Source organism: Phytohabitans flavus (assembly GCF_011764545.1).
In the GTDB taxonomy this organism is placed as follows: Bacteria; Actinomycetota; Actinomycetes; order Mycobacteriales; family Micromonosporaceae; genus Phytohabitans; species Phytohabitans flavus.
On sequence record NZ_AP022870.1, the window covers coordinates 6,375,600 to 6,388,326 of the forward strand.

Below are 12,727 nucleotides of genomic sequence, written 5' to 3' on the forward strand. Positions count from 1 at the left end.
GATAGACCTCCGGTACGGTCAGTGCATGGCGGATCCTGAGCGTAGGCGGCGCCGGTTGCGGCAAGGCTCGACCGAGCGGCCGGTCCGTCCGCGGCCCCCGGACGACGACCGCGAGCTGCCCGATCCGGACGCGGCCACGGCGGTGACGTCCGAGGTGCTCGACCCGGACCCGCCGGCCCGCGCGCCGGACGAACGGGACACCGAGCGCGGGCTGCGCGGCCTTGTCGGCTCAGGGTCGTCGCAGGTGGGCATCAGCGCCGCGATGCGCGCCCGCGACGCGGGGCGGCCGACCGACGCCGACCTGGCCGAGGCGCGGGAGCGGCTGGTCATCGTCCGGCGCAACTGGGTGCCGAGGGACGATCCGCCCCGCGGCACCCGGTAGTTCGCCGGTTACGGAAGCGGCGGCAGCTCCTGGCTCCCCTCGTACGCCGCGACCTGCTTGATCCGCCGCGCGTGGCGCTCGCTGCCGGAGAACGTGCTGGTCACAAACGCCTCGACGATCGCCGTCGCCTCGTCGATCGTGTGCTGGCGGGCACCGATCGCCACCACGTTGGCGTCGTTGTGCTGGCGGGCGAGCTGGGAGGTCTCGACATTCCAGGCGAGGGCGGCTCGCGTACCGGCGATCTTGTTGGCCGCGATCTGCTCGCCGTTGCCCGAGCCGCCGATCACGATGCCGAGACTGCCCGGGTCGCCCACCACGCGGGCGCCGGTGTGCAGGCAGTACGCCGGGTAGTCATCCTCGGGGTCGAACGCGTGCGGTCCAACGTCGACCGTCTCGTACCCCTGCTTGCCGAGATAGTTGACGAGGTGGACCTTCAGCTCGTAGCCGGCGTGGTCGGCTCCCAGGTAGACGCGCATACCGCGCAGTCTTTCAGGCCGTGAGGGCGGCGCGCAGACCGGCCGCCGCCTGGTCCGCCGCCACACCCGCGGCATCGAAGAGGGCGAGCTTGCGGATCCACCCGTGGTTGACGCCGAGGTACCGGACGACAACCGTCGGCACGCCGGCCGCGAGGAGCGCGTCGCCGTACCGCTCACCCTCGTCGCGAAGGATGTCGTACTCCGCGGTGAGGATCAGCGCCGGCGGCAGCCCGGCCAGGTCGGCGGCGAGCGGTGCGACGTCAGGGCTCTCCTGGTCGCCACCGTCCGCCAGGAACATCGCCCAGAAGAGTGCCATCGCGGTCGACTCGAGGCCGTAGTCGCCCAGCTCGCGGTACGACTGCGAGGACATCGCCGGGTCGATCACCGGGTTGATCAGCAGCTGGTACGCGAACGGTGTCCCGGCGTCGCGCTGCCGCCGGGCGAGCACGGCGGCGAGCTGGCCGCCCGCGCTGTCCCCGCCGACCGCAACCCGGGTGGCGTCCACGTCCGGCGCCGCACCGGTGCCATTGGCGGATCTGCGGAGCCAGGCCAGCGCCGTCTCGGCGTCGTCGATCGCGGCCGGGTACGGGTGCTCGGGTGCGAGCCGGTAGTCGACCGAGAGCACCGCGCAGCCGGACCCGTCGGCGATCCGCCGGCACAGCCGGTCGACTGTCTCCACGCTGCCCATCGCCCAGCCGCCGCCGTGCAGGTAGAGCAGGACGGGCGCGCCCGGCACCGGCACGTACAGCCGGCAGGGCACGCCGTCCGCGTCCACATCGGACACCTGGGCCACCGGGACCGGTGGGCCGCACTCCCGGTCGACCGCGGCCACCATCGCCGCCCGACTGGCCATCAGCTGGGCCAGCGGATCGGCCGTGATCTGCTCCTGGGTCGGCCGGGGCCGGGCCGCCAGCGAGGCCGTCACCTGCGGATGGAGCTTCATCCGAGCTGCGCCAGGACCAGGCCACCACGGGCCTTCGGCGTGAACCAGGTGCTCTTGCGCGGCAGCTTCTGCCGGCCCAGGTTGACCGAGACGAAGTCCTCGACGGTCACCGGCGCGATCAGGATGGCCAGCTCCGCCCGCCCGGCGTCGACCTCGCCGGCGAGCCAGGCGGCCGGGTAGTCGCCGCCCACGTAGGTGATCCGCTTGTCGCCCGGGTCCAGCCCCAGCGCGTCGCGCAGCACGGCCCGCTCGACAAGGGCGTGGTCCAGGTTGTCCACCGCGCTCGCGCCCGGGGTCGGCGGCAGCGTGACCGCGTACGTCTCGCCACCCGTGTAGAGGTGGATGGTCCCACCGGCGGCCGGGACGGACGGCGGGCCAGCCTCCGCGCGGACCTCGGCGCCCGCCGCGCGCAGGCGGTCGAGCAGCTCGGGTACGGGCACGGTCAGCTCGCTGACCAGCCGGTTGTACGGCTGGATGGTGACCGAGCCGGGCGTGGTGATCACGGCCAGGAAGCGCGTGAGCCCGCCGGTCTGCGCGGCGAGGCTGCGATGGTTTCCGTCGGCCACGACGAGCTCGCCACCGCCGGCCAGCGCGGTCAGCTCGTCCTGCTCGGGCCCGGGGGCAACCAGCCACACCGCGTGGGTACGGCCGGCCTGGTCGACGTCGGTCGCGGCCGGGGCACCGGCCCGGTCGGTCGCCGCGGCGAGGGCCGCGTGCAGGTCGTCGCCGCGGCCGGTCTGGAGCAGCAGCACGGGAGAGAGAAGGTGGCCGGTGGCGGCGGCGAGCGCCACCCGCTCGCGCACCTTCTCGATGAAGACGTCTTCGTTGCGGATTACCAGGCCGGGCTCGTCGGCGTTGGTCGAGATCTGCTCGGTCTCGACCATGGCGAAGATGCCGAACGCCGGCGGCTCGCCGGGCGCCGTGATCCGGTAAAGCGCGATGACCTGCTCGGCGAGGGAGTAGCTGCCGTCCGCCTTGGCCTCGGCGAGCCGCTCCACGGCGGCCGGAAGCGCGTCCGCGAAGCTGCTGCCGAGGCTCTCCGGCGCCCGGTGGGGCATCTCGACGGCGAGGGCGCTGTGCGGGTTGTCGGCGATGATCGAGGTGATCTCGGCATCATCGGCGAACTCGTCGTAGTTTTGCGCGCCGGTGCCACCGGTGGTGATCCAGGCCCGGGCGATCGGGTGCACGATCGTCATAGCGCGTGACGGTACCGTCGCGGACCGGTGTGACGTCCGACACCCCAACCCCGTCCCGGACCGTGATCAGGCCCTGGTCAGAGGCCTCTCAGTCGAATTCCGGCTTGGCCTCGCGGGTGCGCTTGATCTCGTAGAAGCCGGGCGTGCCGGCGACCAGCAGCACGCCGTCCCAGAGCTTGCCGGCGGCCTCACCCTTGGGGGCCGGGGTGATGACCGGGCCGAAGAACGCGATCTTGTCGGCGCCGTCCGGGCCGGGGGCGTGGATGACCGGGGTACCGACGTCGAGGCCGACCGGCTTCATACCGGCGTCGTGACTGGCCCGCAGTGCCGCGTCGTACTCCGTGGATTCGCCCGCCTTGGCGAGGTCGGGATCGAGGCCGGCCTCGACAAGCGCCGCGTGGTACAGCTCGGGCCCGCGCTCCTGCTTGCCGGGGTGGATGCGGGTGCCGAGCGCGGTGTAGAGGTCGCGCAGGACGTGAGGGCCGTACGCCTGCTCGGCCGCGATGCAGATCCGCACCGGCGCCCAGGAGTTATCCATCATCTTCCGGTACGACTCCGGGAGGTCCCGACCCTCGTTGAGCACGGAAAGGCTCATCACATGGAACTGGATGTCGACCGGGCGGACTTTCTCCACTTCGAGTAGCCAGCGGGAGGTGAGCCACGCCCAAGGGCAGACCGGATCGAACCACATGTCAACTGATGAACGCTCAACCATGAATTACATACTCCTCTCGACGTGCGGTGGAAGGCACGTGGACCGGCTCGTGAACTGGGCCACCCCCTATTCGGTGACGCAGGCATGACAGACTCGTTCGACGGGCTGTCGACCAGGACCGCTCGATCGGGCTGTCGACGACGACGGCGGAGAGGCAGGAGACCACCGTGGCCGGAGTGCGCAACCTGACCCAGGTAGAGGCGGCCGAACGCGCCCGCTTGCTTGAGGTCACCGGATACGACATCGCCCTGGACCTCTCCGGGGCTGGCAACGGTGATCAGACCTTCCGTTCCACCACACGGGTGACGTTCCGCTGCGCGGAGCCGGGCGCCTCGACGTTCGTCGAGGCCGCGGCCCAGCGGGTGCGCTCCGCCGAGCTGAACGGCCAGCCCGTCGACATCTCCGCCTGGTCTGCCGAGGATGGGCTGGTCCTCACCGGCCTCGCCGCGGACAACACACTCGTGGTCGACGCCGACTTCTTCTACTCGGCCAGTGGCCAGGGCCTGCACCGCAGCGTCGACCCGGTGGACAAAGAGGTGTACCTCTACTCCCAGTTCGAGACGGCCGACGCCCAGCGGGTGTATGCCTGCTTCGACCAGCCCGACCTCAAAAGCGTCTACACCTGGCACGCGATCGTCCCGGCGCACTGGAAAGTGGTCTCCAACTCGCCGGTCGCCACAGTGGAGCAGGACGGAGACACCAAGACCGTCCACTTCGACACGTCGGCCCGCATGAGTACGTACATCACCGCGCTCTGCGCCGGGCCGTACCACGAGGTGCGCTACGAGTACGACGGCATCGACCTGGGCTACTTCTGCCGCGCCTCGATGGCCCGGTATATGGACGACGGCGAGCTGCACACGATCACCACGCAGGGCTTCGACTATTTCCACCGCCAGTTCGGCGTGCGCTACCCGCTGCCCAAGTACGACCAGCTGTGGGTGCCCGACTTCAACGCCGGCGCGATGGAAAACTTCGGCTGCGTCACGCACGCCGAGGCGCACTACATCTTCCGCTCACAGGTCACCGACTTCGAGCACGAGCAGCGGGCCAATACGATCCTGCACGAGCTGGCCCACATGTGGTTCGGCAACCTCGTCACGATGCGCTGGTGGAACGACCTGTGGCTGAACGAGTCGTTCGCCGAGTGGGCGAGCCACTGGTGCAACACAAACGCCACCCGCTTCTCCGACGCGTGGACCACGTTCCTTTCCGTACGGAAGAACTGGGGCTACCGGCAGGACCAGCTCTCCTCCACCCACCCGGTGTACTGCGAGATGCCCGATCTGGCCGCGGTCGAGGTCAACTTCGACGGCATCACGTACGCCAAGGGCGCGAGCGTGATCAAGCAGCTCGTGGCGTACGTGGGCGAGGACACCTTCCTGGCCGGACTCCGCTCGTACTTCGGCCGCCACGCGTGGGGCAACGCCACCTTCGACGACCTGCTCAGCGAGCTTGAGTCGGCGTCCGGGCGGGAGCTGCGCAAGTTCGCCGCGCAGTGGCTGGAGACCGCGCAGGTCAACACGCTGCGGCCGGTGGTCGAGATCGCCGCCGACGGCACGTACACGTCGGTGACCGTGTCGCAGGAGGCGCCGGCGGGGTACCCGGTACTGCGCACTCACCGGATCGGGGTGGGCCTGTACGACCTGGTCGACGACCGGCTGGTGCGGCGCGATCGGCTCGAGGTCGACGTGACCGGCGAGAAGACGGACCTGCCCCAGCTCGCCGGCGTGCGGGCGGCCGACGTGCTGCTGCTCAACGACGACGACCTGACGTACGCGAAGCTCCGCCTCGACGAGCGTTCGATGGCCTCGGTCGTGCAGCACATCGCCGGCTTCGAGTCCTCGCTCCCCCGCGCCCTGTGCTGGGCCGCCGCGTGGGACATGGTGCGCGACGCCGAGCTTGCCGCCCGCGACTACGTGGCGCTGGTCGTGGCCGGGCTGCCCGCCGAGCGGGACATCAACCTGGTCACCGCCACGCTGCGGCAGGCGCAGAGCACGCTCTCGTTCTACGCCGACCCGGCCTGGGCGCCGTCCGGCTGGGCCGCGCTCGCCGCCGCCGCGCGTACGTCGGTCGCGGCCGCCGAGCCGGGCAGCGGCTTCCAGCTCGCCTGGGCCCGCGCGTACGCCTCCTCCTCCCGGGACGCCGCCGACCTGGCCGTGCTCCGGGGCTGGCTCGACGGCGAGGGCGTGCCCGAGGGGCTGACCATCGACACCGAGCTGCGCTGGTCGCTCGTGCAGTCGTTGAGCGCCAAGGGTGTGGTGGGCGCCGAGGAGATCGAGGCCGAGTTGGCGCGCGACCGTACGGCCAGCGGCGAGCGCGAGGCGGCGTACGCGCGGGCGCTCCTGCCCACCCCGGAGGCCAAGGCCGAGGTGTGGCGGCGGCTGACCGGCGAGGAGGCGCTGCCCAACTGGGAGCACCGGTCGCTGCTCCAGGGCTTCCAGCACCCGGTACAGGTGGAGCTGACCGCGCCGTACGTCGAGCCGTACTTCGCGACCGTCCGCCAGGTGTGGGACCGGCGGGACAGCGAGCCGGCGCAGGAGTTCGTGATCCTCTCCTACCCGGCGTACCAGGTGAGCGAGGCGACCGTCGCGGCTACCGACGCCTGGCTGGCCCAGGATGGGCACCCGGCTCCGCTGCGTCGCCTGGTCGCGGAGGGCAAGGACGGGGTCGTACGCGCGCTCAAGGCCCGCGCCCGGGACGCGCAATCTTGATCATCTAACTCCGGTACCTGTGGTGCCGGCGTCGTGCTTGCGCCTCATACCACACGCTGGCTTGATCGGGGCGTTTTCCACAGGCGGCCCGGCCGTCCACAGGCGCGTGGCGGGCGCTGGCGGGTGACCCGTGGACGGCCGATCCTTTCGGCCATGACCCAGGTGTACGACGAGGCCGCGTCGCAGGAGGCTCCCCGGCCGAGGTCGAGCGGCTGCGGGCGGTGGTGCGCGTGCTGCCGCCGGCCGCGGTGCTCACCCACCACACGGCCGCGATGCTGTATGGGTTCGGCGTCGTGCCGACCGACACGCTGCACATCACGCTGCCGGCCGGCACGACACTGCCCCAGCGGCGGGGCATCGCGGCGCACGGGGCGGTGCTGCCTTTCGCCGACGTCCGCGACGTCCTCGGCCTGCGCTGCCTCGGCCCGGCCCGGTGCGCCGTCGACCTCGCCCGCCAGCTCGGCCGCCTCGACGCGCTGGCCGTGCTCGACGCGGCACTCCGCGTGGGCGCCTGCACGCCGGACGACCTGGCCGACGAGGTGGCCCGGCACGACGGCCTGCGCGGCGTGCGCCAGGCCCGCGAGCTGGTGCGGCTAGCCGACCCTCGGGCGCGCTGCCGCCAGGAGAGCCACCTGCGCCTGATCCTGCACGACGGCCTGCTGCCCGCGCCTGAGCCGCAGCTCGTGGTGCTCGACGGCAGGGGCCGGGTGCGCTGCCGCATCGACCTGGGCTACGCCGAGGAGCGCGTGGGTGTGGTCTACGACGGCGACTCCCGCCTCGACCAGCCCCGGCACAACTGGCTGGAGACGCGCGGCTGGCGCCTGCTCTACTTCAACGACGACGACCTGTACGGGGAGCCCGACGAGCTGGTGCAGACCGTCCGGGCCGCGCTCTACCACCCGCGATGAGCGCTCACCTCTCAAAAAAGCGTGAGCTCGTCGCGCTCGATGCCGCGGAGCTTGTCGTAGTCGACGACCACGCAGCGGATGCCCCGGTCCTCGGCCAGCACCCGCGCCTGCGGCTTGATCTCCTGCGCGGCGAAGACGCCAGCCACCGGCGCCAGCAGCGGGTCGCGGTTGAGCAGCTCCAGGTAGCGGGTCAGCTGCTCGACACCGTCGATCTCACCTCGGCGCTTGACCTCGACGGCGACCGCCGCGCCCGAGGCGTCCCGGCAGAGCAGGTCGACCGGGCCGATCGCGGTCATGTATTCGCGGCGCACCAGTGTGAAGCCGTCGCCGAGCGTGGTCGGATTGGCCGCGAGCAGCTCCTGGAGGTGCGCCTCGACGCCGTCCTTCTGCAGGCCCGGGTCGACGCCCAGCTCGTAGGAGGTGTCCTGGAAGATCTCCTCCAGCGTGATGCGCAGCTCCTCGCCGGCCTTGTTGACCACGCGCCACACGCCCGGCGCCTCTTCCAGGCGGCAGGGCGGACTCATCCAGTTCAGCGGCTTGTAGGCGCGATCGTCGGCGTGGATGGAGACCGACCCGTCCGCCTTGACCATGAGCAGCCGGGTCGCCAGCGGCAGGTGCGCCGAGAGCCGTCCGACGTAGTCCACCGAGCACCGCGCAATCACCAACCGCACCCGGAGAGACTAGCCAAACAGGCGCGGCGTGACCCGGAGGCCCCGCCGGAGGGCGGAGCGGATAGACCGTCACAAGTGGCACCGCGATGCGATGCTGGGATACGTGTTGGAAGCGCTCACCGGTACGGGCCTGGCCGCGTCGTCCGGGCTGAATGCGTACATTCCCCTGCTCACGATGGGTCTGCTCGCGCGCTACACCGACCTGATCGAGCTGCCCAGCGGGTGGAGCTGGCTGAGCAACGGCTGGGTGCTCACGATCCTGGCCCTGCTGCTCGCGGTCGAGTTCTTCGCCGACAAGATCCCGATGGTCGACAGCGTCAACGACGTTGTGCAGACCGTGGTGCGACCGACGGCGGGCGGGCTCGCCTTCAGCGCGGGCTCGAGCGCGGAGACCGTGACGGTAAGCGACCCGGGGCAGTTCTTCTCCTCCAACCAGTGGGTGCCGGTGCTGGTGGGCGTGCTCATCGCGCTCGGCATCCACGGCCTCAAGGCGACCGCGCGACCGGTGATCAATGCGGGGACTGCCGGTTTCGGTGCGCCCGTAGCCAGCACCGCGGAAGACGCCACCAGCGTGTTCATGTCGGTGATCGCGATCGTGCTGCCGTTCCTGGTGCTCTTCTTCCTCGTCGCGATGGTGCTAGCGTTCGTCTGGCTGGTCCGGCGGCGGCGGGAGCGCAAGCGCGAGCGCCAGGCCGCTCGGGCTGCCGGCTTCCGCGTCTGACCACAGGGGACGCAGCCACTGCCCCCGGTTCCGGCGCGGCCGCTGTCCGGCGAGACAACAGGAGAGTGCGCGTGCGCGAGGGCCGGCCGATCGTGCTGATCGCGGTGACCTCCGGTCTCCTGTCGGTGATGCTGGCCGTGGCTGTCAACGTGGCCACCGGCGGTTCGCTGCCCGGCCCGCTGAGCGGCGTGTCCTGGCTGGCCTGGCCAGCGATCGCCCTGCTCGGCGCGATCGCGGTCGGGCTGGCGATCCTGCAGCAGTCGCCCGGCCCTGGCCCACGACCTGTCCCCCGGCAGGTGCCTCGCGAGCTGCCGGCGGCGGTCACCGCGTTCGCCGGCAAGTCCGACCTCGCCGCGGTCAACCGGGTGCTGGCCGCTGGTTGCCGGGTGCTGGCGATCGCTGGGCCGCCCGGCGCCGGCAAGTCCACGCTGGCCCTGCACGTGGCGCACGAACGCCGACACCTCTTCGCGGACGGCGAGCTCTACGCGACGCTCCGCGGTGCGGGTCCCGACCCGGTGCCGCCAGAGGAGGTGCTCACCCGCTTCCTCGACCGGCTGGGCGTGCCGGAGGACGAGCGGCGCGGCGGTGTGGACGACCTCGCGGCGCGCTACCGTTCCGCGGTCGCCGACCGGCGACTGCTGATCGTGCTCGACAATGCCCGCGACGCGGCCCAGGTGCTCCCGCTGCTGCCCGGCGGCGCTGGCTGCCTGGTCATCATCACCAGCCGGCGGCTCATCGCCAACCTGCCGCACGCCGTCTCCCATCCGCTCGGCGGGCTGGACGACGCGGACGCGCGGGATCTCTTCGTCCACGCGGCGAGCGATGCCCGGGTGGACGACGATCCGGAGGGCGTGGCCCGGATCGTCGAGCTCTGCGGCGGTCTCCCGCTCGCGGTGCGGATCGCGGCCGCCCGGCTCAAGGCCCGTCCCGCGTGGAGCCTGGGCGACCTGGCCACCCGGCTCGCCGACGAGCGGCGCCGCCTCAACGAGCTGGAGCACGAAGACCTCGCGGTGCGCTCCAGCTTCGAGGCGTCGTATCGCGAGCTGTCCGAAGTGGACCGCCAGGTGTTCCGCCGGGCCGGGGCGCACCCCGGGCGTGTCTTCGGCCCCGCTGCGGCAGCCGCGCTGGCGCGACGCGACGAGCCGACCACCGAGCGGGCGCTGGAGCGGCTTGTCGACGTGCACCTCGTCGAGTCGCCAGCGCCTGACCGCTACCAGCTGCATGACCTGCTGCGCCTCTTCGCCACCGAGCGACTCTCCATCGAGGAGCCGCAGTACACGCCGGCGCCCTACCTGGACTGGCTCGCCGCGCACGCCGCCGCGGAAGAGCGGGAAAACATCGTGGCCGGCGTGCGGCACGCGGTGGCGATCGGGGCGTACGAGGCGGCGTGGACCATCGTCGGCACTGTGCACCCGCTGCTGACCGACTCCGCCGACCACCCGGACCGGCTCGCGCTGTGGCGTGAGGCGGCGGTCGCCGCGGCCGAGCTCGGCGACGAGGCGCGACGGGCCCGCGCCCTGCGGTGGGTCTCGTCGGCGTACCGCGACGCCGGTGAGGTGACCCGCGCGCTCGAGCCCGCTGCCGAGGCCGTGGCCATCGCCGAGCGGCTCGGCGACGGCGCCGCGGAGGCCGAGGCGTTCACCGTGTACGGCGAGTGCCTGCGCGACCTCAGCCGCTTCGACGAGGCCCGGGTGGCGCTGGAGCGGGCGGTTGACCTCTTCGTCGAGCTGGACGATGTCGACGAGGAGGTGGGTGCTCGCATCGCGCTGGGCACGCTCTTCAACTCGCTGTGGCAGCCCGAGCTCGCCGCGCCGGTGCTGGAGCGGGCGCGCGAGCTGATGCAGGCCGCGCAGGACCACCGGCGGCCGTGGACGCTGCTCGGGCTGAGCACGGCCTATCGGTTCACCGGGCGGCGGGCGGAGGCGGTCACGCTCAACGCCGAGGCGCTGGAGCTGGCGCGCGGCGGGAAGGACCGCTTCGCGTACGGGCACGGGCTGATCGAGCGCGGCTGGCTCGCCGTCGACGAGCGGCGGTACGACGACGCGGTCCAGGACATGCGCGCGGCGCTGGGGCTGTTCGAGGAAATCCGCCACGGCATCGGCGTCGGCCTGGCCTACCAGGCGATGGGCGAGGTGGCCGCCACGGCCGGGCGCCCCGCAGACGCGATCGCGGCGTGCGATGCGGCGATCGACCAGTTCGAGCGGCTGCGCGACCGGGTGCGCAACGGGCGGGCTCGGCTGCTGCGTGCCCAGGCGCTGGCCGATCTCGGGCGGGAGGCCGAGGCGCGGGGCGAGTGGCGCGCGGCCGAGGCGCTTATCGGCGATACGCCGCTTCCCGACGCGCCGCGCCGGCGGGAGAGCCTCCAGGAGCGCCTCGAAGGCTTCTGATGCCCATCTCCCACGCCTCGCTAGAGCCAGGCGGGGCGCTGCAAGGTCCAGAAGGCGGAGATGTGGCGGGCCCCGTGCCCCGCCACATCCCCTTGCCGATCACTCGCGGTGGGTCACTCCCAGCGGAAGAGCCGTGCCGCGAGCGCGCCGGCCGCCAGCAGGTAGCCCACCATCACGACCAGGTGCAGCGCGGACGGGAAGCTGCCGCTCCACGCGTCCTGCATCGCCTGGGACGCGGCGCCCAGCGGTGTGAAGTCACTGACCCGCCGCAGCCCGTCCGGCATGACCGGTCCGGGCGTCCACACGCCAGCGAAGAAGAGCATCGGGAAGTACACGAGCATGCCGATCCCGGTGGCGGTTTTCGCCCGCGGCGCGACCGCCGCGATCAGCAGGCCCATCGCGAACATCGCGGCCGTACCGAACACGAGCGCGATCAGGAAGCCAAGCACCTGCTGGGGCAGGTCCACGCCGAACGCCACCGCGCCGACGACAACCGCCAGCCCGACCGCGACGAGCGTGCCCGCGCCGTTGACCACAAGCTGCGCACCGAGCAGCTTGACCGGGCCGACTGGTGTGGTGGCCAGCCGGCGCAGCACGCCCCGCTCCCGGTACGTCGCCAGGTACGTCGGCAGCACGCTCACGCTCGTCGTGCAGATCGCCATCGCGAGCACGATCGGCACGTAGATGTCGATCGGCCGCAGCCCGTCCAGGTCGTCTGTCGCGTCCCGGAAGCCGGGGATCGCGAGGCCGAGCAGGAGCAGCAGTACAGCGGGGAAGGCGACGCCCATGACCATGGTCGTCGTGTCCCGGAGGAAGAGCTTGGACTCCACAATGGTCAGCCGCGCGACTGCGGTGGACATGGCGCTAAACCCCGATCTCGTGGCCGGTGAGGGCCAGGTAGGCGTCTTCGAGAGTGGCCCGCGTGAGGCCACGCTCGGCCTGGACCTTGGCGATGAGGGCGGCCGGCTTGTCGACCGCGACGGTACGGCCGGCGTCGATCACCGCCACCCGGTCGCAGAGGCGCTCGGCCTCGTCCATGAAGTGCGTGACAAGTACCACCGTGACGCCCCGGTTTCGGACGCTCTCGATCAGCGCCCACGTCTCCCGCCGGGCCGCCGGGTCGAGCCCCGTGGTCAGCTCGTCGAGCACGGCCACCTGCGGGTCACCGACCAGCGCGAGCGCGATGGAGAGCCGCTGCTTCTGTCCGCCGGAGAGCGTGCCGTAGCGGGCGTCGCGCCGCGCGGAGAGCCCCAGCACGTCGAGCAGCTCGCGCCAGTCGGCGGGCTTGCGGTAGAAGGAGCTGTACAGGTCCAGCGCCTCCCACACCCGGATCCGCTCAGGCAGCTCGCTCTCCTGGAGCTGCACGCCGACCAGCTCCCGCAGCTCGGCGCCGTCGCGGTCTGGGTCCTTGCCGAGCACCCGCACCGTGCCGCCGTCGCGCCGGCGCAGGCCGCTCAGCACCTCCACCGTGGTCGTCTTGCCCGCGCCGTTCGGACCGAGGATCCCGAAGATCTCGCCACTGTCCACTGTGAACGACACGTCCGAAACGGCCACGGTCTGGCCGTACGTCTTCCTGAGGTTGGATATCTCGATGACCGGCATGGTGCCTCCCCG

General features: G+C 71.9%; 11 protein-coding genes and 1 pseudogene. 5 read left to right on the top strand and 7 right to left on the bottom strand.

Annotated features, from left to right (window positions below):
• Nucleotides 1-25 precede the first annotated feature (25 nt).
• Nucleotides 26-382, top strand: a complete 357-nt coding sequence (locus Pflav_RS27815) for a hypothetical protein (RefSeq protein WP_173039417.1) — start codon at nucleotides 26-28, stop codon at nucleotides 380-382.
• An 8-nt stretch (nucleotides 383-390) separates the two neighbouring features.
• On the opposite strand, the gene Pflav_RS27820 is transcribed toward Pflav_RS27815, so the two are convergent.
• From Pflav_RS27820 to Pflav_RS27835, 4 genes are all read right to left on the bottom strand, one after another.
• Nucleotides 391-858 (bottom strand): ribose-5-phosphate isomerase, encoded by a 468-nt coding sequence (locus Pflav_RS27820; protein ID WP_173039419.1) that lies wholly within the window; start codon nucleotides 856-858, stop codon nucleotides 391-393.
• A gap of 13 nt (nucleotides 859-871) precedes the next feature.
• Nucleotides 872-1,801, bottom strand: a complete 930-nt coding sequence (locus Pflav_RS27825; protein WP_173039420.1) for an alpha/beta hydrolase — start codon at nucleotides 1,799-1,801, stop codon at nucleotides 872-874.
• Complete coding sequence (locus Pflav_RS27830) at nucleotides 1,798-2,997, bottom strand: DUF1015 family protein (protein WP_173039422.1); 1,200 nt, start codon at nucleotides 2,995-2,997, stop codon at nucleotides 1,798-1,800. The genes Pflav_RS27825 and Pflav_RS27830 overlap by 4 nt, the downstream gene beginning before the upstream one ends.
• An 88-nt stretch (nucleotides 2,998-3,085) precedes the next feature.
• Nucleotides 3,086-3,712 (bottom strand): DsbA family protein, encoded by a 627-nt coding sequence (locus tag Pflav_RS27835; protein WP_173039424.1) that lies wholly within the window; start codon nucleotides 3,710-3,712, stop codon nucleotides 3,086-3,088.
• A 176-nt stretch (nucleotides 3,713-3,888) separates the two neighbouring features.
• On the opposite strand from Pflav_RS27835, the gene pepN reads away from it, so the two are divergent.
• Both pepN and Pflav_RS27845 read left to right on the top strand, forming a co-directional pair.
• Entirely contained in the window at nucleotides 3,889-6,426 is a 2,538-nt protein-coding gene (pepN, locus tag Pflav_RS27840; RefSeq protein ID WP_173042671.1) for an aminopeptidase N, read from the top strand.
• 230 nt (nucleotides 6,427-6,656) lie between these two features.
• Nucleotides 6,657-7,334, top strand: a complete 678-nt coding sequence (locus Pflav_RS27845) for a hypothetical protein (RefSeq protein WP_173039426.1) — start codon at nucleotides 6,657-6,659, stop codon at nucleotides 7,332-7,334.
• An 11-nt stretch (nucleotides 7,335-7,345) separates the two neighbouring features.
• Here Pflav_RS27845 and nucS read toward each other — a convergent pair whose 3' ends face one another.
• Nucleotides 7,346-8,005, bottom strand: coding sequence for an endonuclease NucS (gene nucS, locus Pflav_RS27850; protein ID WP_173039428.1), 660 nt, complete (start codon nucleotides 8,003-8,005; stop codon nucleotides 7,346-7,348).
• Between the two features lie 103 nt (nucleotides 8,006-8,108).
• On the opposite strand from nucS, the gene Pflav_RS27855 reads away from it, so the two are divergent.
• Nucleotides 8,109-8,726: a DUF4126 domain-containing protein gene (locus tag Pflav_RS27855; RefSeq protein ID WP_173039430.1), complete on the top strand. Its 618-nt coding sequence runs from the start codon at nucleotides 8,109-8,111 to the stop codon at nucleotides 8,724-8,726.
• Nucleotides 8,727-8,797: 71 nt separating this feature from the next.
• Nucleotides 8,798-11,113, top strand: coding sequence for an ATP-binding protein (locus Pflav_RS27860; protein WP_173039432.1), 2,316 nt, complete (start codon nucleotides 8,798-8,800; stop codon nucleotides 11,111-11,113).
• Nucleotides 11,114-11,226: 113 nt separating this feature from the next.
• Here the strand turns inward: Pflav_RS27860 and Pflav_RS27865 are convergent, their stop codons facing one another.
• Nucleotides 11,227-11,973 carry an ABC transporter permease gene (locus Pflav_RS27865; protein ID WP_173039434.1) on the bottom strand — a complete coding sequence of 249 codons (747 nt, stop codon included), beginning with the start codon at nucleotides 11,971-11,973 and terminating at the stop codon, nucleotides 11,227-11,229.
• Between the two features lie 22 nt (nucleotides 11,974-11,995).
• Nucleotides 11,996-12,715: pseudogene (locus Pflav_RS27870) on the bottom strand (ABC transporter ATP-binding protein); the annotation flags it as partial.
• Between the last annotated feature and the right edge of the window lie 12 nt (nucleotides 12,716-12,727).